At 65.6% G+C, this 19,685-nt stretch carries 21 protein-coding genes; 9 read left to right on the top strand and 12 right to left on the bottom strand.

Annotation, left to right across the window (positions count from 1 at the left end):
• Positions 1–13 precede the first annotated feature (13 nt).
• Entirely contained in the window at positions 14–1,657 is a 1,644-nt protein-coding gene (locus tag AC1DRE_RS05820; protein ID WP_476983736.1) for an ATP-binding protein, read from the top strand.
• Between the two features lie 48 nt (positions 1,658–1,705).
• On the opposite strand, the gene AC1DRE_RS05825 is transcribed toward AC1DRE_RS05820, so the two are convergent.
• The gene (locus AC1DRE_RS05825; RefSeq protein ID WP_181038961.1) at positions 1,706–1,861 is read right to left on the bottom strand and encodes a hypothetical protein; all 156 of its coding nucleotides are present in this window, start codon (positions 1,859–1,861) and stop codon (positions 1,706–1,708) included.
• Between the two features lie 146 nt (positions 1,862–2,007).
• Here AC1DRE_RS05825 and AC1DRE_RS05830 point away from each other — a divergent pair, with 146 nt between their 5' ends.
• From AC1DRE_RS05830 to AC1DRE_RS05840, 3 genes are all read left to right on the top strand, one after another.
• The gene (locus tag AC1DRE_RS05830; protein WP_476983737.1) at positions 2,008–3,036 is read left to right on the top strand and encodes a hypothetical protein; all 1,029 of its coding nucleotides are present in this window, start codon (positions 2,008–2,010) and stop codon (positions 3,034–3,036) included.
• Positions 3,037–3,164: 128 nt separating this feature from the next.
• On the top strand, positions 3,165–3,503 hold the full coding sequence (locus tag AC1DRE_RS05835; RefSeq protein WP_476983738.1) for a DUF7793 family protein: 339 nt from the start codon (positions 3,165–3,167) through the stop codon (positions 3,501–3,503).
• A complete protein-coding gene (locus AC1DRE_RS05840) occupies positions 3,493–5,040 on the top strand; it encodes a putative bifunctional diguanylate cyclase/phosphodiesterase (protein ID WP_476983739.1) in 1,548 nt (515 codons plus the stop codon). Before AC1DRE_RS05835 ends, AC1DRE_RS05840 begins: the two co-directional genes overlap by 11 nt.
• Here the strand turns inward: AC1DRE_RS05840 and AC1DRE_RS05845 are convergent.
• The 7 genes from AC1DRE_RS05845 to AC1DRE_RS05875 all read right to left on the bottom strand — a co-directional run bounded on the left by AC1DRE_RS05845 (position 5,037) and on the right by AC1DRE_RS05875 (position 12,075).
• A complete protein-coding gene (locus AC1DRE_RS05845; protein WP_476983888.1) occupies positions 5,037–5,765 on the bottom strand; it encodes a glycerophosphodiester phosphodiesterase family protein in 729 nt (242 codons plus the stop codon). The genes AC1DRE_RS05840 and AC1DRE_RS05845 overlap by 4 nt on opposite strands.
• Before the next feature lie 68 nt (positions 5,766–5,833).
• Complete coding sequence (locus AC1DRE_RS05850) at positions 5,834–6,652, bottom strand: HAD family hydrolase (protein WP_476983740.1); 819 nt, start codon at positions 6,650–6,652, stop codon at positions 5,834–5,836.
• Between the two features lie 103 nt (positions 6,653–6,755).
• A complete protein-coding gene (locus tag AC1DRE_RS05855) occupies positions 6,756–7,265 on the bottom strand; it encodes a YbhB/YbcL family Raf kinase inhibitor-like protein (protein ID WP_476983741.1) in 510 nt (169 codons plus the stop codon).
• A gap of 10 nt (positions 7,266–7,275) precedes the next feature.
• Positions 7,276–8,325, bottom strand: a complete 1,050-nt coding sequence (locus AC1DRE_RS05860) for a carbohydrate kinase family protein (protein ID WP_476983742.1) — start codon at positions 8,323–8,325, stop codon at positions 7,276–7,278.
• Between the two features lie 2 nt (positions 8,326–8,327).
• Positions 8,328–9,752 (bottom strand): MBL fold metallo-hydrolase, encoded by a 1,425-nt coding sequence (locus AC1DRE_RS05865; RefSeq protein WP_476983889.1) that lies wholly within the window; start codon positions 9,750–9,752, stop codon positions 8,328–8,330.
• A 90-nt stretch (positions 9,753–9,842) separates the two neighbouring features.
• Positions 9,843–11,195, bottom strand: coding sequence for a Na+/H+ antiporter NhaA (nhaA, locus tag AC1DRE_RS05870; protein ID WP_476983743.1), 1,353 nt, complete (start codon positions 11,193–11,195; stop codon positions 9,843–9,845).
• An 82-nt stretch (positions 11,196–11,277) separates the two neighbouring features.
• Positions 11,278–12,075 carry an alpha/beta hydrolase gene (locus AC1DRE_RS05875; RefSeq protein ID WP_476983744.1) on the bottom strand — a complete coding sequence of 266 codons (798 nt, stop codon included), beginning with the start codon at positions 12,073–12,075 and terminating at the stop codon, positions 11,278–11,280.
• 258 nt (positions 12,076–12,333) lie between these two features.
• On the opposite strand from AC1DRE_RS05875, the gene AC1DRE_RS05880 reads away from it, so the two are divergent.
• The 4 genes from AC1DRE_RS05880 (at position 12,334) to AC1DRE_RS05895 (ending at position 16,487) form a co-directional block, all read left to right on the top strand.
• A complete protein-coding gene (locus AC1DRE_RS05880) occupies positions 12,334–13,440 on the top strand; it encodes a GTP pyrophosphokinase (RefSeq protein ID WP_476983745.1) in 1,107 nt (368 codons plus the stop codon).
• 6 nt (positions 13,441–13,446) lie between these two features.
• Positions 13,447–14,949 (top strand): SulP family inorganic anion transporter, encoded by a 1,503-nt coding sequence (locus AC1DRE_RS05885; RefSeq protein WP_476983746.1) that lies wholly within the window; start codon positions 13,447–13,449, stop codon positions 14,947–14,949.
• 169 nt (positions 14,950–15,118) lie between these two features.
• Complete coding sequence (locus tag AC1DRE_RS05890; protein ID WP_476983747.1) at positions 15,119–15,328, top strand: DUF1508 domain-containing protein; 210 nt, start codon at positions 15,119–15,121, stop codon at positions 15,326–15,328.
• A 118-nt stretch (positions 15,329–15,446) separates the two neighbouring features.
• Complete coding sequence (locus AC1DRE_RS05895) at positions 15,447–16,487, top strand: bile acid:sodium symporter family protein (RefSeq protein ID WP_476983748.1); 1,041 nt, start codon at positions 15,447–15,449, stop codon at positions 16,485–16,487.
• 106 nt (positions 16,488–16,593) lie between these two features.
• Here the strand turns inward: AC1DRE_RS05895 and AC1DRE_RS05900 are convergent, their stop codons facing one another.
• From AC1DRE_RS05900 to AC1DRE_RS05910, 3 genes are all read right to left on the bottom strand, one after another.
• Positions 16,594–17,160 (bottom strand): TetR/AcrR family transcriptional regulator, encoded by a 567-nt coding sequence (locus AC1DRE_RS05900; RefSeq protein ID WP_104175557.1) that lies wholly within the window; start codon positions 17,158–17,160, stop codon positions 16,594–16,596.
• Positions 17,161–17,300: 140 nt separating this feature from the next.
• The gene (locus tag AC1DRE_RS05905) at positions 17,301–18,020 is read right to left on the bottom strand and encodes a PAS and ANTAR domain-containing protein (RefSeq protein ID WP_476983749.1); all 720 of its coding nucleotides are present in this window, start codon (positions 18,018–18,020) and stop codon (positions 17,301–17,303) included.
• Positions 18,014–18,370 (bottom strand): hypothetical protein, encoded by a 357-nt coding sequence (locus AC1DRE_RS05910; protein ID WP_476983750.1) that lies wholly within the window; start codon positions 18,368–18,370, stop codon positions 18,014–18,016. The genes AC1DRE_RS05905 and AC1DRE_RS05910 overlap by 7 nt, the downstream gene beginning before the upstream one ends.
• Positions 18,371–18,774: 404 nt before the next feature.
• On the opposite strand from AC1DRE_RS05910, the gene AC1DRE_RS05915 reads away from it, so the two are divergent.
• Positions 18,775–19,140 carry an ArsR/SmtB family transcription factor gene (locus AC1DRE_RS05915; protein WP_476983751.1) on the top strand — a complete coding sequence of 122 codons (366 nt, stop codon included), beginning with the start codon at positions 18,775–18,777 and terminating at the stop codon, positions 19,138–19,140.
• Between the two features lie 93 nt (positions 19,141–19,233).
• Here the strand turns inward: AC1DRE_RS05915 and AC1DRE_RS05920 are convergent, their stop codons facing one another.
• Entirely contained in the window at positions 19,234–19,614 is a 381-nt protein-coding gene (locus tag AC1DRE_RS05920; protein ID WP_476983752.1) for a nuclear transport factor 2 family protein, read from the bottom strand.
• Positions 19,615–19,685 lie beyond the last annotated feature (71 nt).

Genomic DNA, 19,685 nt, shown 5'->3' on the forward strand with positions numbered 1-19,685 from the left:
CGAAGGGGGCAGTGTGGTAATACTGGCGGCGGAGAAATCACTCGTACCACGCACGGCAATCGTGGCGGACCCGGATAGCGGGCGCCTGTCCGCTACGGCGGACGTCCTGTCCGCTGCGGGCTTCGAGGTCGCCAGGGCCTCCAGCCAGGAAAGTCTTGCCGGGCTGCTGGAACGGCAGCACCCCAGCATCGTCGTCGCGGATCATTCCTTTGCGGGCCTTCCCGTGGCTGCCCCGCTGCTTCTTTTGATCGACCTGAACGACGAAACCGAGGCTGAAAGCGTCCGGACGCTGGGGATGGCGGACTACATTGCGAAGCCGGCTGCACCGGCCGAACTCGTCCACCGGGCGGATGTCCTGATCAGCCGTGCCGCGCTGCGCTCCGAGGCGCGGGAGAGTGCCGAACGGCTGCGCGAAAAACTCCGGAAAGTGTCCTCCGCCGTGCGGGCGACGCAAGATCCGCACGTAATTTCGGACCTCCTGGTGAAGGGATTCGGGGAGACGTTCGGCGCCGACCGTGTTCTGTTCACGACGTTCGACGACGACCGTGTGCCCCGGATAGCTGCGCAGTGGCACCGTCCCGGCCTGGCCCCGATCGTGGATGGGCTGGGAATCCATGAATCCTCTGCCCACCGCGTCGCGGACCGGCTCTGGTCGGAGGCCGAGGTGCTCGCTGTGGACGACCACCACATCCATGAGTGGTCCCCCGAGGACCAGGGCCTGGCGGCGTGGACCGAACACATGCGCCCGTGGGCCTCCGCGTTCGTTCCCGTGGGCGAAGGAAAATCGTCGCTCGGCGCCATCTGGATTGCGCAACTCGACGAACCCCGTGTGTGGACGCGCACCGAGATCTCCCTGATACAGCACGTCGCCGGCAACGTTGCCTACGGACTCATCCAGAGCCACCTGATGAGTGCCCAGCAGCAGGTGGTCAAGCAGTTACGCCAGCTTGACCAGGCGAAGACCGATTTCCTGGCCACCGTCAACCATGAACTGCGGACGCCACTGACCTCCATCTCCGCCTACCTGGACATGATCCAGGACGGCGTGGGTGGGCCGGTGCCCCCTGAAGTGGACCGGATGCTGGACATCATCGTCCGGAACTCCGAGCGGCTCCGCCGGCTGATCGAGGACATGCTCACTGTTTCCCGGCAGGATTACGAGGGCGCCAACCTTCATCTGGCGCCTGTCCAGCTGGGGCACACCCTCCAGATCGTGACGGTGGCGCTGCGTCCGCTGGCGGAGCTGGGGGACGTCTCCATCTCGCTGGAGCTCGACGACGGCGACCCCGCGATCATCGCCGATGAAGTTCAACTGGAGCAGGTTTTTACGAACCTGGTTTCAAATGCCATCAAATTCACGCCAAGCGGCGGCCGGATTGTTGTCAGCTGCCGCGTTGAGCCAATGACGGATGGAGAACCCGGCGTAAATGTCCATGTACGCGACACGGGTGTGGGAATCCCGAACGAAGAAATCCCGCATCTTTTTACGCGCTTTTTCCGGGCATCCAACGCTACGTCCACTGCCGTCCCCGGCAGCGGGCTGGGACTCGCCATTGCTTACGACATCGTAAAGGCGCATCGGGGGTATTTGGCGGTTACTTCCGAACTCGGCGCTGGCACCACGATCACCGTTCAGCTGCCTATTTCCGGCCCTTAAAAGGAACTGCCCCCGGATGTGAAATCCAGGGGCAGCGTGCTCGCCGAACTAGTTAGGCCACCAACCGATGGAGGACTGGGTAGTCACGGTCTTGCTGGAGGTGCTGACAGTTGTGTCCGACTTCGGAGCGGCGTTGGCGGGTGCGGCGAATCCTGCAACAGCCAGAACGCCGGTGAGCAAGAATGTTGCGGCAATCTTCTTCATCCGTTGGTCCTTTCAATCAATTGGGCTTGAACTTGCATTACGTGCGTCATTATACGGTCAAATCATCAATATTAAAGCGAAGTAATACGAAGAGAATAGTAGGCTTCCAGGCTGTCCGAGAGGCCACACAGGTGGATAATTGGAAAATGCCGACTCCCCGGAAATTGACTCCTTACGTAGTGGCCGAGCTGCAGGCACGCGAAAGCGCAAGAAATCGCGATTACGCCGGCGCAAAAGCCCAGGCCGCCGCAGCTGCGGCGCTGGCCCTCGAAACCGGAGACCATTCCGGCTGGTGGAATATGATCTACCTCAAAGCCGAGTGCCTCCGCGACGAAGGATCGATCGCCGAGTGCCTGGAAGTCGCCAAGTCCCTTGCCGAGTCCCCCCTTTCCTCGGACCATCCCTTGCTGGCCGCCCGCGCCTACACGCTGCTGGCGGTCGCGCAGCAGGGCCTCGGGAGGCTCCCGGATGCTGTCTCGGCAGCGGCCACCGCCGCGAACCTCGTGGCCGGCAACGCCGAATACGTCTACCTCCACGTGGAAGCCCAAAGGGCCCTCATTGCCGCCCTCGCCGAAAGCCGCAGGCTCGATGAAGCGTGGGACCAGTGCCTATTGCTTGAGGGCCTGCTGACGGACCTCGTGGACGAGGACACCGCCGGCAAAGCCTACTGGGTGATCGGCAACGTCGCGTTCCTCAGCGGCAGGCTCGCGGAGGGCGGCCGCTACCACGACATGGCTGCCGACAGCCTCTCGCCGTCGAAGGACGTGGACCTCTGGGCGAGGTTCAACCGCGCCTCAGCGGTGATGCGGCTGGAGGCGGAGCTCACCGAACCAGCCACGCTCCGGTGCATCGAGCGGGCCGAACTGGCTACCGAGGTGGTGGGCGGCAGCGACCGGGACCTGCTGGAAATGTCGTTTGCCCGGGCGCACTGGCACTTCCTTACGGGCGACATGGCCACGGCAATCAACATGCTCAGGCCGCTCTGCACCGAATCCGGTATTTTGGCCACCCAAACCGCCGGCGAGGCCTCATTCCTCCTGGGAAAGGCCCTGCTTGCCAACGGCGAAAACGGCGAGGGCCTGCAGCGGCTGGAGGACGCGGCGGCGCTCTTTGACGAGGCGGCGGCCTCGGAACGGAGCGCCCAGGTTCGGGGATTTGCGGCCGGCGTCAGCTAGGGGACTCCGGACGCGGGTTGACAGTGTATTTTTAGTCACACGGCATCATCGAAGTCCTGGTGGTGCTAGAGGGGCCAAAAGCCTCCTCTCACTTAGTCGGGGGAAGAATGTCTCAGCCGCTTGGATTGGTGCACGATCAAATCATCAAGATCGTGCTCCCCCGGGACGAACACCTGGATGAGCCCTCAGCCCGCTTGCTGGCCGCGAAACTCCAGGTCCCGCCGGCCGGTTCCATGGTGGCTGTACTCATGGACGTGACGGATGTGGCGTCCGTCAGCAGGGCGGCCAGGGCTGTTTTCGGCAGCCTCACCACTGTGGCGGCCTGGGCTTTGCTCGGCCAGACACCGGTGGACCGGATCCTGGCCCATTTCATCCTCGGCGGCGGCTTCACGTCGCGGCCTGCCGGGTATTTCACATCCGAAGCCGAGGCGATCTCTTGGTTGAAGGAACATGCCTATGTTCACTGACGGTGATCCACGCCTGGGCAAGCTGCTGGACGGAATAGTCCGCCTCGCCGCAGGCGAACTCCACTCCAGAATCGAAGTATCCCCCGCCAGGGACGAACTGGATGCCGTCATCATGGGCACCAACCTCCTCGCCGAGGATCTGCAGATCATGTACCAGGAGCTTGAACAGCGGGTGGAACTGCGCACCCGGCTCCTCAATGAAGCCCATCTGGAAATGCGGAAGATGGCGCTCACCGACTCCCTGACGGGCCTGTCGAACCGGGTGGCCCTGGTCGGCGCCCTCAACGAGGCCCTGACGGAGACGGAGCAGGGCGGCCTGCCCCCCGCCGTCCTCCTGCTGGACCTTGACGCCTTCAAGGGCGTCAACGACACCCTCGGGCACGCGGCCGGGGACCAGGTACTGGCCGCAGTCGGCGAGCGCATCAAAGAGTCCGTCCGCGACACGGACACCGTGGCCCGTCTGGGCGGCGATGAATTTGCCGTGCTGATGCCGGCCACCACACTGGCGCGGGCCGCGAGCGTGGGCAACCGCGTCCTTGCGGCCCTGGACGACCAGGTGGAGCTCGAGAACGACGCCGTCCACTGCGGTGCCAGCATGGGGCTGTGCATCGGCGGGGCCGGCCAGAGCGCGGAACAGCTGCTGATGGAAGCCGACGTGGCGATGTACGCGTCCAAAGCTGACGGCCGCAACAGGCTCAAGGTCTTCGCACCGGCCATGCTGCACGCGCGCCAGTTGCGAAGCCAGCTGATTGAGGACCTGCGAACGGCAATTACGGAATCCCAGCTGGTGCTTTACTACCAGCCCGTGGTTGAGCTCGCCACGGGCAGGATCGAGGGCGCGGAGGCCTTGGTCCGCTGGAACCACCCGTCCCGTGGCATGGTGATGCCGGATGAATTCATTCCGCTCGCGGAGGACGCCGGACTCATTTCCGAGCTGGGCGGCTGGGTGCTCCGCGCCGCCGTCGGACAGCTCCGGGACTGGCGCGCAGCGTCCTACGCAGGTGACGACTTCTCCATGCGGATCAACATCTCGCCCACGGACCTTCAGCGCCTCGAGTTCATCGAGGAGGTCCGTGATGCCCTCATCGGGGCGGAACTCAACCCGGAACTGCTTGTGCTCGAGCTGACCGAGGGCGCCATCGTCAGCGGCAACGAACTGGACCGGTACTCCCTGAACAGCCTGCGGAAGCTCGGTGTGGGGCTGGAAATCGATGACTTCGGCACGGGCTATTCCTCCATCAGCTATCTGCGCAGGCTGCCCGTGGACAAGGTCAAGGTGGACCGCTCCCTGCTGAAGGACCTCGGCACTGACCCGGCCCAGCCGGCCCTGATTGCCGCGATCCTCCAGCTCATCCGGGCCTGCGGCCTGGAGGCAGTCTGGGAAGGCGTGGAGACCGCGGAACAGGCACAGCACCTGGCCGGCATCGGCTGCGTCAGCGCCCAGGGGTACTACTTCGGGCGGCCGGTCCCTGCGGACGAGTTCGCACGGGTACTGGACGCACAGCGGGCATCACACCACGGCGGCCAGTCCCGCTAGTCCCACTGCCCCCGCTCCTGGAGCACCTGCTTGAGGAGATCCGCGCGGTCGGTGACGATTCCGTCCACGCCGAGGTCAAGGAGCCGGCGCATTTCCGCGGGATCGTTGATGGTCCACACGTGGACCTGCAGTCCGTGCCGGTGGGCCCGGCGGACGAAGCCCGGAGTCACCACCCGGACGGCACCGTATCTGACCGGCACCTGAAGCGCATGCACACCCCGCAGTGCCCGCCGTATGAACCGGGCCGGGAGCACCGGCCCCAGCACCGTGAAGAGCGCGTTGGATACGATCCCCGCCGACCCGGCAACCGGCCGGCTCAGTAGCCTGATTACGGCCCGCCGCCGGCGATCGGAGAAGCTGGCAATCAGTACCTGGTCGTGGACGCCGTACCGCTCAATGGCCGCGGCGAGGCTGGCAACAGAGCTCCAGTCCTTGACGTCGAGGTTCAGCCGCACGCCGGGGAAGGCTGACACCAGCTCCGTGAAGAGCGGGATGGGCTCCACTCCCCCGATCCTTGCCTGGGCAATCGTCCCGGCCGGGAGCCGGGAGATGCGTCCCGCCCCGTCCGTGACACGGTCCAGCGAGGGGTCATGGAACACCAGCAGCACGCCGTCGGCGGTGGTGTGGACATCCGTTTCCAGATACCGGTACCCAAGTTCGACGGCGGAGCGGAAGGCTGCCATCGAGTTTTCCAGTCCGTCCGGCGAGTACCCGCGGTGTGCCATGGCAATCCGTGCCGAAGGGCTTCCGGCCGCGAAGAAGGGTTGGGACTCAGCCACTGCCTGACGCCCGCCTAGAGGGGCTTGACACCAAGTACGGCGAGTTTGGCTTCGAGGATCTGGGCCACGCCGTCGTCGTCGAAATGGGGTGCCTGCTGCCCCGCGGCGCGGATGGCCTCCGGGTGGCCGCTGGCCATCGCGTAGCCGTCGCCTGCCCAGCGCAGCATCTCGATATCGTTGGGCATGTCCCCGAATGCCACCACGTCGGCGGCGGCGATCCCCAGGGTGGCGGCGTATTCGGCCAGGGTCACGGCCTTGTTGACGCCCGGCACTGCCAGCTCCAGCATGGCCACGGTGGGCGCCGAGTGAGTGGCCGACGCGAGGTGTGCGACAGCGGGTGAGACCTCGGCGAGGAATTCGTCGGCGGTGCCTTGACGGACAATTGCGAGGAACTTGACCACGGCGTCGTCCGCTGTCAGCGTGCTGGCCAGCGGAGCCGGGGTGAACTCGGACAGCAGTTCGCTGGAGTCATTTTCGATGAAACCCGGTTCGAGGTGGAATCCGGTGAGCGTTTCCGCGGCGAACAGCGCGGAGGGCCGCAGCTGCTTGATGATGCGGCGCGTTTCGAAGACCGCGTCCAAGGCAAGGGTGCGGGCGGAGACCAGGCGGCCTTCCTCAAGGTCCCACACCACGGCGCCGTTGGAGCAGATCACCGTTCCGGAGTGGCCCAGCTGGTCCTCCAGGGGGTGCAGCCAGCGGGGCGGCCGTCCGGTCACGAATACCAGTTCGACGCCGGCATCACGGCAGGCGTGGAAGGCGCGGATGGTACGGTCACTAATCTTGCCGTCATGCCCGAGGATCGTTCCGTCAATGTCACTTGCTACCAGCCGCATAGTGCCAGTCTACGTGGGGCCCTGAGCCGCGAATTCGCCGGAACCGTGCCCGATCGCCGGAAATTTCCGGCGATCCCGCAGGTTTCCGGCGACTTCGGCGGGCTCAGCGTTCGAAGATGCCCGTGATCGTCCCGCGGGCCAGCACGTGCGGCGCCAGCTTCGGCTCGAGCTTGGCCGGGCTGAAACCGGCGTCCAGCCCGAGGTGCTCCACGTCCAGGGCGTACACCGTGACGACGTAGCGGTGCGGCCCGTGGCCCGGCGGCGCCGCGGCCCCCAGGTAGCCGTGGAAACCGCCGTCGTTCTTCAGCTGCACCGCACCGGCGGGAAGGAACCGGCCGCCCTCCGCCCCTGCTCCGGCGGGAAGCGAGGTTACGCCGGCGGGGACGTCCAGCACTGCCCAGTGCCAGAATCCGCCGCGGCCCGGGGCATCGGGATCGAACATGGTGACCGCGTAGCCCTTGGTGCCCTCCGGCGCGCCGCTCCAGCTCAGTTGCGGCGACTCGTCCTTGCCGCCGGCGCGCATCTTGCCGCTGCGCTGGGCGGGCGGCAGCGTTTGGCCGTCATGGAAGGACCCGCTGCTGACGCGCAGGGACGGGGAGTCGTGGGAAGACATGTGCTGCCTTTCAGTTGCTGGTGGAGTCGGCATTCCTCAGGTTGTCTTCGGCGAGCTCCGCGGCATCGCGTTCCAAGCCGTCGCGTTCCAAGCCCTCGCGTTCCAAGCCCTCGCGTTCCAGGCTCTCGAGCTCGAACTGGTTGAGCTCGGCCCTGGTGGGCGGGTTGGCCCCGGGACGGGACACCGTTACGGCGGCTGCCCAGGCGGCATGGGCCAACAGGTCACGGAGCGATTCGGCCGGGAATTCACGGAGCTCCTTCCGGTTCTGGGCACCGTCCAGGCCCCGGTCCACCAGCCCGGAAATCAGCGCGGCCATGAAGGAATCCCCTGCACCGACGGTGTCTGCCACATCAACCTTGGGGGCAGGGAACTCGGCTTCACCGGCGGCGGTGATGCCCCAGGGGCCTGCCGCACCGCGGGTGACCACCACCAGCGCGGGCCCTTCGGAACCGCCCAGGGAGAGCCACCGCCGGGCCGAATCAAGGACGTCCACGCCGGGGTACAGCCATTCGAGGTCCTCGTCGGAGGCCTTCACCACATCCGCCAGCGAAACGAACTTTTCCGCCTGCCGCCGGGCATAATCCACGTCGGTGATGATGCTGGGACGGCAATTGGGGTCGAAGCTGATGGTGGCGGACGGATGGGCGTGCTCGACGGCGGCAAGCACCTCGGCGGCGCCCGGCGCCAGCATGGTGGCTATGGAACCGGTGTGCACCAGGGTTGTGCCCTGCAGCATGAACGGCAGCCGGCCGCTGAGCCCGGGGAGCTCCCAGGCGAGATCGAACGTATAGGTGGCGGCGCCGTCGTCGTCGATCAGGGCGGTGGCGACGCTGGTTGGCAGGGCATCCGGGCCTTGCGGCACCATGACCGAACTGGATTTCAAGTGGGCGGCCACGGACTCGCCGTAGGCGTCGCGTCCGAACCTGCCAATGAACTGCACGGGATGGTCCAGCCTGGCCAGTCCCACCGCCACGTTGAGCGGGCTGCCGCCCACGTGGGCTTCGATTCCCGAGGAGCGTTGGACAACGTCGACCAGGCCTTCGCCAATAACTGTGAGCATCCTCATACTCTGCCAGAGAACGGGGCCGCGCGCGCTCCCGTTTTGGCCTTCTCCGGCCTGGCCGCGTCCTGCTGGACACCGGCCAGCTGGACTCCGGCCGCCTCTGCGTCGCCGAATCTCGCGTCCAGGTGCACCACGTCCCTGCCCGCACGCTGCAGCAGGCTGGCGGCGACTCCGGCCCGGTAGCCGGTTCCGCAGTGGACCCACAGCTTCCCGGCGGGCACTTCGTCCATGCGGGCCAGGAGCTGGTGCACCGGGACATTGACTGCTCCGGCCACGTGCGACGCCGTAAACTCGTCCGCGCGGCGAACATCCAGGACCGTGTCGCTTTCGCCGCGGCCCGCCAGCAGGCCGTCCCAGCCCACGCGCGGATAGGAGGCGACGGCGGCACCCGGCGCCAGCGCCTGCGGTTCGGTTCCGACGGCGGCATCCGGCGAATCGATGCCGATGCGGGAAAGGTCGCGGATGGCTTTTTCGACGTCGTCATGCGATCCCACCAGGGTGAGCTTCTCTTCCCAGGGCAGGACCCAGCCCACGTACGTGGTGAAGTTGGAGCCGCGCCCGTATTCGAAGCTGACGCTGCCTTTGAGGTGGTTGCTGGCGAAAGCCACGCGACGGCGGAGGTCAACCACCCATTCGCCGTCGTGAAGGCGGCGGGTGAGCTCGGCGGGATCCACGGACTCCGGGACGGCGAGGTCGGCGGGTCCCGGTCCCTTGGCGTTGCGGGCGCCCATGTGGGCGTAGTAGGACGGATACGCGGAGAGGTTGGCAATGAGTTCCTGGACGAAGTGGTCCTCGTCCGGGTCGGTCAGGGCATGGTTGGCGGTAACTTGCTCGCCCACCGTGGAGGAACCGGCTCCGGTGGCCGGGCCTGATGAACAGAACGAGCCGAAACCGTGCGTCGGGAAGAGCGCCGCGTCCTGGCGGGCCTCGGCCACGAGCCTGCGCACGGACGCGTACTGGTCATGGGTCAGGCCCACCGTGTCCGCCTCGGCTACGAGGTCCGTCCGGCCCACGGAGCCGTAGAGCAGGCTGCCGCCCGAGAAGACCGCCTGCTGTTCGCCGTCGTCCACGATGAACGAGAGGTGCGTGTGGGTGTGCCCCGGCGTGGCGACGGCCTTTACGGTCAGGGATCCCACCCGGACAGCCTGGCCGTCGGTGATGGCCTCGCGCTCGAACTGTACCGCGTCGGCGGCGTTCACGAGGTACTTCGCACCGTGGGCCTTGGCGAGCTCCGGGCCGCCGGTGATGTAGTCGTTGTGCAGGTGGGTTTCAGCGACATGGGTGATGGTCACGCCCGCTTCCCGGGCGGCAGCCTCCACGCGGTCAGTGTCCCGCTGCGGATCGATGACAAGGCCCACCGTGCCGTCGTGCACCAGGTAGCTCCGGTCCCCCAGCTGCGGGGTATCGATGACAATGACGTCCATGGCATCCTCCTCGGCGGGGCGCGGCGGTTTCCCGGCCATACCGAACAGCATACCCCTAGGGGTATGCTGTTTCAAGGGATGTCTGGGGCGTCAGCGGCTTCCGTGTTCGTAGACGTCCGGGATGCCGTCCTGGTCCGAGTCAACTTTCTCCCGCTCCTCGGCCAGGCGGTACTGGCGGTTCCTGGTCCGCAGCACCACGGTGGCCAGGATTGCTGCGAGAAGCGACGCGGCCAGGATGCCCACTTTCGCGTGGTCGTCATGCAGGCTGCCGTGGCCGAAGCTGAGTTCCGCGACCAGCAGGGACACGGTGAAGCCGATTCCGGCCAGGAGCGAGACTCCAAAGACATCGATCCACTTGAAGGATCCGTCCAGCCGGGCCCTGGTGGCTTTGGTGAGGATCCACGTGGTGCCCATGATGCCGACGGGCTTGCCCAAAACGAGGGCCATGATGATGCCGATGGCCACGGGGTCGGCCAAGGCGGAGCCCAGCCCTTCCCAGCCGCCGACGGCCACGCCGGCAGAGAAGAAGGCAAAGATGGGGACGGCGACTCCGGCGGAGATGGGCCGGAAGCGGTGCTCGAAGATTTCGGCAAGGCCCGGCCCGGCCTCCGGGCCGCCGCTGGCCTTGGACCGAAGCACCGGCACGGCGAATCCCAGCAGCACGCCGGCCACGGTGGCGTGGATGCCGGACGCGTGCACCAGTGCCCAGGTGGCAATGCCGAGCGGCAGGAGGATGGCCCAGGCCGCCATGAAGTGGGTGCCGAAAAAGCGGCGGTACTTCTGCGCCAGGAAGGTGTAGAGCGCCAGCGGGATGAGGGCGAGCAGCAACGGGGCCGGCTGGATGTCGCTCGAGTAGAAGAACGCGATGATGCTGATGGCAATCAGATCGTCCACCACGGCCAGGGTGAGCAGGAAGATGCGCAGGGCACTGGGCAGGTGCGAGCCGATAATGGCCAGCACAGCCACGGCAAACGCGATGTCCGTGGCCGTGGGAATGGCCCAGCCGCGCAGGGTTTCCGGGCTGTATATGTTCACTGCGGCATATATCAGGGCCGGGACCAGAACGCCGCCGGCGGCGGCCGCCACGGGCACCACCGATTTGCTGAGCTGCCGCAGGTCGCCCGCCACGAACTCACGCTTGAGCTCCAGGCCCACCAGGAAGAAGAAGATGGCCAGCAGGCCGTCGGCGGCCCAGGCCCCCAGGCTGAGCTCGAGGTGCCAGGGTTCGTAGCCGATCCGGAAGTCCCGCAAGGCGAAGTAGCTGGCGGAGAGAGGTGAATTCGCCCAGACCAGGGCAATCACGGCAGCCGCAACCAGTAACGCGCCGCCCACCGTTTCCTTGCGCAGGATTTCGCCGATGCGCAGCGATTCCGCGTAGCTGCCGTAGCCGAGGACGGTGAAGCGGGGTTTTGCGGCGGGCGTGGGCGGTGGCATGTGGCTCATGAGTGTCCTAAACGTTGAGTCGACAAAGTCATGCCGACCAGACTTCCCGGCGCACCTTCGTCCAGTCTAAGGGAACGCCGGCTCAGTTCAGGAGTTCCTGGACCAGATCCCGGCACTTCCGGTAGGCCGGCGCCTTGGGGTCGATCAGGGAAAAGTGGTCGCCCGGCACCTTCAGCAGCTGGACAGGTCCGCCCGCGGCCCTGGCCGCCCGGGCGTAGGATTCGGACTGGCTCGGGGGCACATCTTCGTCGTCGCTGCCGTGGACGGCGTATACGGGGACCCGCAGCGGGATGGCGCTCATGGGGTCCGAAAATTTGTGGCGCTTCGGGTACTTTCCCGACGACCCGCCCAGCAGGTTGCTGACGGCACCGTTGCTGAGGTTGAGTTTTTCGGCGGCGGCCAGGTTCAGCAGGCCGGCCTGGCTGACCACCCCGGTGAGCTGCACGGCGCCGTCGTCGTCAGTCTTCCGCCGCAGCTGGCGGTCCGCGTCGGGCGCACCGAGCTGGCCCAGCCTGGGCCGGCCGGCCGCCCAGACGGCGAGATGCCCGCCGGCCGAGTGGCCCAGGGCCACCACTTTGTCCAGGCCGAACCCGTGGATCCCGGCGACGTCCCTGAGCTTGTCGATCCCCGCCAGGACATCCTCGAAGGTGTGCGGCCAGCCGCCGCCGTTGCCGGCGCGCCGGTACTCCAGGTTCCAGGCCGGCATTCCGTGCATGGCAAGGTCCCGGGCAAGCGGCTCGCCCAGCTCGGCGCCGTACTGCGAGCGCCAGTACCCGCCGTGGATCACCACCACCACGCCCCGGGTCCCCAGGGCCTCCGGCAGGAAGAGCTCACCCCACTGGCTGGGGTCACCGCCGTACTGGTACTTGTGCCGCTTCACTGCGTCCTCCTTCGGGGCCCGACGAACAGGAAGCGGACAGTGCCCCCGGTGTCACCGCTGCTGCGACGGGCAATCCCCGTAAAAGCAGGGTCCGACGCCGCAGATCAGCCATGTGCCGAGCCTACCTTGGGCGGCTGTCAGCTTGCGCCCGCCACCGTCGCGGCGGCGCCTTGAAGCGTTCCGCGGCGCGCCGTTCAACGGCGGTCCGCAGGAGTGTCACCTCGCCTGGCTGTCATACGCCACCCGTAAGCTGGAAACATGGCTACCAACTGGGACCGCCTGGACGCAGGCCTGCGCGAGTCCGTGCAGCAAAACGTGGAGCTCTACGAGCGGGTCCGGCCTGCCCTCAAGCTGGTCACGCGCGAAGTCCTGCTCACGTTGCGGAGCATGCTCAAGGACACCGAGGTGACACCCCTGTTCGTCACCGGCCGCACCAAATCCGTGGAGTCGTTCAAGGAAAAAATCTCCCGGACGGAAGAACCGCTGGAACCGGGCGGACCGCCCGTCCTGAAGTTCCCGGACCCGTTCCGGACCCTCAATGACATGGTGGGCGTCCGCGTCATCACCAAGCTTCCGGCGGAGAACGCCGTGGTAGCCAACCTGATCAAGCGCCAGCGCCAGCTGTTTGACTGCCGCGGCGACCGCGAAAAGGACATCGGTTCCATCGAGTCCGGCACCTACGGCTACTCCAGCCGCCACCTGATCCTGCGGACCATCCAGAACGAGGCGGTCAAGGAGTATCAGCAGGCGTTCAACCCGGACATCCAGCCCAACGGCAGCTACTTTTTCGAATGCCAGATCCGTACCGTTTTTGCCCACGCCTGGAGCGAGATCGAGCACGATATTCGCTTCAAGGCCGAGGACCCCCGCGCCTGGACTCCCCATTTCGACCGGCAGTTCACCGCCACTGCCGCCATGCTGGAGACAGTGGAGGGCGCGTTCGCGGACCTGCACGAGCGCTACGAGGAAGTCCGCGGCTACTGGGACATGGACGGAGAGGGTGCCGCGCAGCTCACGCCGAACCGGATCCGCGACGTCTGGCGTACGCTCCTGCCGCACGTGGACCGTAAAGTGGATGATGACTGGGGCTGGGCGGCCGAGCTGATGGCGGCCCACGGCCTCAACCAGACCGTGCAGCTTGCCGGGCTGCTCAGCGCCAACCGGATCACCGAAGTCCGCAAGGCGCTGGACCACAGGTACTCCCCCGGCCCGGACCGGCTGCTGGATGACCTGCTGCTGTGGCAGTACGGCACCAAACATATTGACCTCACCGCGGAGGCGCCCGACGTCGTTCCGCACCCCCGGCGCGACAGCCTCCTGCGGCGGCTGAAGCAGATCGAGCGCTACCGCCAGACCAAGCCATAGGAACAGATGAAGCCCGAACAACTCCAATCCGTCCGGGCTACGCTCCGTTCCCCGCGCCGCCTCAAGACTGAAGCCCTGGCCGGGCTGGTGGTGGCGCTGGCCCTGATCCCCGAGGCCATTGCGTTCTCCGTCATTGCCGGCGTGGATCCCCGGATCGGGCTGTTCGCATCGTTCACCATGGCCGTCACCATCTCCTTCGTGGGCGGCCGGCCCGCCATGATCTCCGCCGCCACCGGCGCGGTTGCCCTGGTGATCGCCCCGCTGATGCGGAGCCACGGCCTGGACTACCTGATCGCCGCGGTGATCCTGGCGGGGGTCTTCCAGATCCTGCTGGCGCTCCTGGGCGTCACCAGGCTGATGCGCTTCATTCCGCGCTCGGTGATGGTGGGGTTCGTGAACGCGCTGGCCATCCTCGTGTTCATGGCGCAGCTGCCGGAGCTGATCAACGTTCCGTGGCTGGTGTATCCGCTCGTGGCGGTTGGCCTGGTGATCGTCGTTGCGCTCCCGCGGCTGACGTCGGCCGTGCCATCCCCGCTCGTGGCGATCGTCGCTCTCACGCTGTTCGCGGTGCTGGCCAACATCGACGTTCCGGCCGTCCAGGACAAGGGTGCACTCCCCGAAAGCCTGCCCACCTTCTTCATTCCCAATGTGCCCCTGACGTTGGAAACGCTGCAGACCATCGCCCCGTTCGCACTGTCGATGGCGCTGGTGGGCCTGCTTGAATCGCTCATGACGGCCAAACTCGTTGACGACATCACGGACACCCGCTCCAACAAGACCCGCGAATCCTGGGGCCAGGGCGTGGCGAACATCATCACCGGCTTCCTGGGCGGCATGGGTGGCTGCGCAGTGATCGGCCAGACCATGATCAACGTCAAGGGATCCGGCGCCCGCAGCCGGGTCTCCACGTTCCTCGCCGGCGTCTTCCTGCTGGTCTTGGTGGTGACGCTGGGTGACATTGTGGGCCTGATCCCGATGGCAGCGCTGGTGGCCGTGATGATTTTCGTCTCCGCCATCACCTTCGACTGGCACTCCGTCGCCCCGAAGACGCTCAAGCGGATGCCCAAATCGGAGACCGCCGTCATGGTCATCACCGTGGGCACCGTGGTGGCCACCCACAACCTGGCGATCGGGGTGGGGGTCGGGGTACTCGCGGCCATGGCCATGTTCGCCCGGCGGGTTGCCCATTTCGCAACGGTGGAGCGTACGGAGATCGAGATCAACGGCCAGACAGTCGCGACCTACACGGTGGACGGAGAGCTGTTCTTCGCCTCCTCCAACGACCTCTACACCCAGTTCGAATACGCCCGCGATTCCGCGCCCACAGTGGACCGTGTCATCATCGATCTCCACGCCTCGCACCTCTGGGACGCCTCCACCATCGCCGTCCTGGACGCCGTCACCGAGAAATACCGCAGGCACGGCCGCGGAGTGGAGCTGATCGGCCTGAACTCCGCCAGTGTCCAGATGCGCGAAAGACTGGCAGGGAAGCTCAACGCCGGCCACTAGCTGCAGCATCAATCCATTCCTGCCGGAAACGTGGCGGCGCGCTCCATGCCTCTCCCGCGCGACACATTGCGTCTTGTAACCCATGTGACAGGTTTTGTCATCTAGAATTGTTGCGGGAGCAGTTCTGCGGCCATATTGCAGGCGCACCACCCTGGGGGAGTGAAACAGCATGGCAGGAAAATTCGAATTTGTCGCCGCTGAAAAAGGCGGCGTACGCATCCGGCTCATCAACGGCGCAGGCAACATCCTGGCCGAATCGGGCGTCTACCGTGACAGCACAGCAGCCGCGTCCGGCGTCACCGAGATTCGCGAGCACGCGGCCACGGCGCATATCGCCGATCACAGCAGAGCTCCGCAGGAAAGAACACAGCAGGAGTAAAGCACAGCAGGAGTAGCCCAAGGAATAGATGCGGGATCCGACAGTTGGGTCCGACATAAATGTCAGACGTCTGTTCATGAATTGGCCGGACTAGCCGCCCGGGTGTGAGCATTATTGGATGCTCGAGGCAACAAAACCCCACGAAAACCCGGCGGCCGGCACCGAGGCTGATGCCGCGCCGCTCAATCCTGCGCTGGCTGCGGAGGCGAAGATCGCCCGCATTGCGGTGACCGTCTTCCCGATCCTGGTGGTGGTCGCAGGCATCGCCGGCTTCCTGATGCCCGGTGCCTTTCAACGCATGGGCCCCAGCGTCCCCTACCTGCTGGGCATCATCATGTTCTGCATGGGCCTGACGCTCACCCCTCCGGATTTCGCGTCCGTGGTCAAGCGGCCCTGGGCAGTGGTGCTGGGCATTGTGGCCCACTACGTGATCATGCCGGGCGCGGGTTGGCTGATCGCCGTGGCGCTCAACCTCCCGCCGGAACTGGCCGTGGGCCTCATCCTCGTGGGCTGCGCACCGTCCGGAACGGCCTCCAATGTGATGGCGTTCCTGGCCAAGGGGGACGTCGCGCTCTCGGTGGCGGTGGCGTCCGTCTCCACGCTGATCGCTCCCATCGTCACGCCCCTGCTGGTCCTTTTCCTGGCAGGGTCCTTCCTCCAGATCGACGCCGGCGGGATGGTCCTGGATATCGTCAAGACCGTGCTCCTGCCGGTGGTTGCCGGCCTTCTTGCCCGGCTCTTCCTCAAGAAGCTCGTCGCAAAGGTCCTTCCGGCACTCCCCTGGGCGTCCGCCGTCGTCATCTCCCTGATCGTAGCGATCGTGGTGGCCGGCAGTGCCGGCAAGATTGTGGCCGCCGGCGGCATCGTCTTCCTCGCTGTTGTGCTGCACAACGGCTTCGGCCTCGGCCTCGGCTACCTGGCCGGGAAGCTGGGCCGCCTGGACGACAAGGCGCGCCGTGCGCTGGCCTTCGAGGTGGGCATGCAAAACTCCGGACTGGCCGCCACGCTGGCAACCGCGCACTTCAGCCCGCTGGCCGCGCTGCCCTCGGCAGTGTTCTCGCTGTGGCACAACATCTCAGGCGCAATCGTTGCCGCCTGGCTGGCCCGGCGCCCGCTGCGCGACAGTGAAGTTGGCAGTGCCGGAATCCAGGACTACTAGCCGCACAGGACAGCACCGCTGACGGGCGCGGGGACCTCCCGGCGCCCGTTGGTGTTCCTTAGTGGCTGTGTTCCTCAGTTGCGGTATGAGTCAGTAGCCGTGTTCGTCAGCTGCGGTGGTGCTCAATGAGCCAGCCGGCCATCTGTTGCGCCCGCTTTGACGCGAGGAAGTCCCCCTCAGTGGCCGAGATGATGGAACCCTTCATCAGGATGTGCCAGGAGCGCGCAAATTCCTCGGTGCGGTTCAGCCCGGCCTCCTCCGCAAGGGCCTCGATGTGGCCGCGGATCCTGCTCAGGTAGCCGATGCTCGCTTTTCCCAGCGGATGTTCGGGACCCATTTCGAGGAGGACGTTGATGAACGTGCAGGCCTCGAAGTCGTCACGGTGGAACCAGTCGCCAAACACATCGAAGACAGCCAACAGCCGTTCTTCGGGGGTGTTGCCGCGCCGGCGGGCTTCCGAGACGATGAGGTCCACGGTCCATACCTGGTCGCGGAGCGCCAGGAAGGCCAGGACAAGGGCGTCCTTGGACGGGAAGTGCCGATAGAACGTTGCCTTGGCCACGCCGGACCGGCTGATGAGTTCATTGGTCCCAACATCGCGGATCCCGCGGCGGGAGAACAGCTCATAAGCGGTGGCAAGAATGCGATCCACTGGGTCGTCGCGGCCCGCCATTGCCTGTACGGGCAACAACGTCGCGCGGTTGGCATCTTCGGCAGTCATCGTAGTAGGAATTTTACATGCGGCGGGAGGAACGCATGATGTTAGTGCGCCCTAAACGAAGCCCCTGTTGGCCATAGCGGCTTTCCGCAGGGCTACATGGAGCGCTGCGGCCGACGCCCGTGATGGCGGTTCGTGCCGATAACCCTGGACCGGTGCCGGACAGGGCCGCGGTGGAGGGCCTGGATGAAACCGTCCAGCACGGCGGGGTCCTTGGAGTTGTTGGCCAGGTCCACCAGGTCAGCAGCCGTCCGCGCCAGCTTGACATTGCAGTGCTGGCTGTTGCTGACGAGCAGTTTGAAGGCCTCCTCCGAACCGATATGCAGGGCGCCCATCAGGATGCCTTTGGCCTGCTCTATGGTGCTGCGGCTGGCGTTGGCTGCCGCGACGGCGGCCCGGGCAAACAGTTCCGACTCGCGCTGCAGGGTCCTCGTAAGGTCAATGACGAAGGCATCAATGTGGCTGGGCCTTCCGCAGTCGTCCAGCACGCCCTCCCCGGTGGTCAGGATCCTGTGTTCCCGCAGGCGGGCGTCGATGAGCCTGTCGTACGTGAAGAAGCGGCCTCCGGTGCTGCTTACTTGGTTGAAAGTCTCACGGCTGCGTGTCCGGTCATCCGGATGCTTGTGTGAGAGGAACAGATCGAGGGTTGGAACAATCTCCCCGCGGCTGTAGCCGTGAATCAGGTAGAGCTCCTCGGACCAGTCCAACTTTCCGCTGGCCACGTCGAAACGGATCGTCCCGACGATGCAATCAGACGCAGCCAGGGCACTGTGGTACGCCTGCGGGGCTCCCGGCGCGTCCACGGAAGTCAACACGCACGGAGATCGGCGACGGCGGCTCCCGGCCGTAACGTTTGCCGCCACCGAACCAGAATCTGCTGTTTCCGGCTGGCTGCCCGCCCGCCGAGGGCGCGCGCTGCAGAGGAGATCCGTGCCCGCGGGAGCCGGGCGGGATTGAACGATCCGGCCGGAATGGCTTTCCGCTTTTCCGCGGAATCCCCTCCCACTGCCGGGTCAGCTGCTAATTCGGCGGACGTTGCGTCCGTGATGCCTTCCGTGGCCGGTGCCGGGATTTCGGTGACAAAGCCCATCCCTGCGTACTCACGCACCTCAGCAATGCCTGCAACTGCGGCACGCTTGTCCGGGAAGGGCTTGGAGAGCGCCATGACTGTTCCGTCCGGAGCTGTCAGTCGAAACCTAAAGTAAGAATCCGAGTCGGCGAATAGTTCGAACATGCCTGCCATTGAGCCCTCCTGAAACTTGGGATCATGTCACCCCCGGTGACGCCGTTGTCAGCGGAAGCAGCCTGAATCCATCCATGTGTTGCCGTCTGTGGACGGCTGGTGCGATTTGATGAATTCATGAAAGTCTGAACTACTACACCCGTCCGCGCAAGGGGTGGCCACGAATTGAAAACGCCCCGCCGCCCGGACTCGTCCGGGGGCTACGATGGACATGGACATCGAGCTAAATGACGTGGATGCAAGACAGACCTTTCTGTCTGCCCTAGTCTTTTAATCGTTGAAACGCCGGCCTTGTGCCGTGCACTGGAGGTAAGGAGGGAGGCCCGATGAAGGACGATCTGCCCGTAGGTCTGGTCCTGAGTGATGTGAAGGCCGAACTCTTTAAATCCATGGGCCACCCTGCCCGGATCCAGCTTCTGGAGATGCTCGCCGACGGCCCCGTGGCTGTCAGCCGCTTGCGCGACGGCACCGGCCTGGAACCGTCAAATCTGTCCCAGCACCTTGGCGTCCTGCGCCGCCAGCGCCTGGTCATCCCCTCGCGCCAGGACGGCAGGCTGTTCTATGAACTGTCCTGCTCCGAGGTAAGCGACCTGCTGCTGTCGGCCCGCTCGCTGCTGGGCACTGTCCTGCAATCGACACGCCTGACGCTGATGCCGCTGGATGAACCGGCCAGCGAAGCCGCAGTCCGCTAAACCGGCACAACGGCCGCCAACACCATCCCCACCGAACTAGTGATCCGCGAATCGGCCTGATGAGGACCGCCCGCCGGCGCAGTGGAGTGTACGCTAGGTTTTTTCGACCCACTGGGCGCGCCATTCCGGCGCATCGAACGACTCACTCCAGTAGGCCGTTTCCCTGGAAATCCTGCCGTCCCGGAATTCAAAGATGAATACCGTTTCATACTGCGGTCCGCCGTAATCCAGCAGCGCCTCGGCAACCACCAGATCTCCGCCGCTGGTCAGCCGGCGCGGCGTGATGGTGGGCAGCTGCGGGAAGGCGTTGTAGATTCCCCGGCGGTTGTCTGCGCCGCGCACAAGCTCGCCGGACTGCGGCCAGTGCATCACCGCATCGTCATGAAAGAGCTCGTCCATGATTTCAACGTGCCGGTCATTGATGCATGCGATCAGCCGGTTGACTACCTTCTCGTTTGCACTTGGTTCATCCACAGTTCGGACCTGATTCCTGGAGCGCTCGACGTTTTGGCTAACGTGTCGCATTGTCCTCCCGAACCACGGCC

This window comes from Arthrobacter sp. P4_H3, from assembly GCF_056400885.1.

Excerpts from the sequence above, each read along its gene's own strand:
- AC1DRE_RS05915 (WP_476983751.1), top strand. The coding sequence starts at position 18,775 with ATGAAGGACGATCTGCCCGTAGGTCTGGTCCTGAGTGATGTGAAGGCC.
- nhaA (WP_476983743.1), bottom strand. The coding sequence starts at position 11,195 with ATGAGCCACATGCCACCGCCCACGCCCGCCGCAAAACCCCGCTTCACC.
- AC1DRE_RS05890 (WP_476983747.1), top strand. The coding sequence starts at position 15,119 with ATGGCAGGAAAATTCGAATTTGTCGCCGCTGAAAAAGGCGGCGTACGC.
- AC1DRE_RS05880 (WP_476983745.1), top strand. The coding sequence starts at position 12,334 with ATGGCTACCAACTGGGACCGCCTGGACGCAGGCCTGCGCGAGTCCGTG.
- AC1DRE_RS05855 (WP_476983741.1), bottom strand. The coding sequence starts at position 7,265 with ATGTCTTCCCACGACTCCCCGTCCCTGCGCGTCAGCAGCGGGTCCTTC.
- AC1DRE_RS05910 (WP_476983750.1), bottom strand. The coding sequence starts at position 18,370 with ATGGCGCTCTCCAAGCCCTTCCCGGACAAGCGTGCCGCAGTTGCAGGC.
- AC1DRE_RS05895 (WP_476983748.1), top strand. The coding sequence starts at position 15,447 with ATGCTCGAGGCAACAAAACCCCACGAAAACCCGGCGGCCGGCACCGAG.
- AC1DRE_RS05865 (WP_476983889.1), bottom strand. The coding sequence starts at position 9,752 with ATGGACGTCATTGTCATCGATACCCCGCAGCTGGGGGACCGGAGCTAC.
- AC1DRE_RS05845 (WP_476983888.1), bottom strand. The coding sequence starts at position 5,765 with ATGGCACACCGCGGGTACTCGCCGGACGGACTGGAAAACTCGATGGCA.
- AC1DRE_RS05825 (WP_181038961.1), bottom strand. The coding sequence starts at position 1,861 with ATGAAGAAGATTGCCGCAACATTCTTGCTCACCGGCGTTCTGGCTGTT.
- AC1DRE_RS05885 (WP_476983746.1), top strand. The coding sequence starts at position 13,447 with ATGAAGCCCGAACAACTCCAATCCGTCCGGGCTACGCTCCGTTCCCCG.
- AC1DRE_RS05830 (WP_476983737.1), top strand. The coding sequence starts at position 2,008 with ATGCCGACTCCCCGGAAATTGACTCCTTACGTAGTGGCCGAGCTGCAG.
- AC1DRE_RS05850 (WP_476983740.1), bottom strand. The coding sequence starts at position 6,652 with ATGCGGCTGGTAGCAAGTGACATTGACGGAACGATCCTCGGGCATGAC.
- AC1DRE_RS05840 (WP_476983739.1), top strand. The coding sequence starts at position 3,493 with ATGTTCACTGACGGTGATCCACGCCTGGGCAAGCTGCTGGACGGAATA.
- AC1DRE_RS05860 (WP_476983742.1), bottom strand. The coding sequence starts at position 8,325 with ATGCTCACAGTTATTGGCGAAGGCCTGGTCGACGTTGTCCAACGCTCC.
- AC1DRE_RS05900 (WP_104175557.1), bottom strand. The coding sequence starts at position 17,160 with ATGGCGGGCCGCGACGACCCAGTGGATCGCATTCTTGCCACCGCTTAT.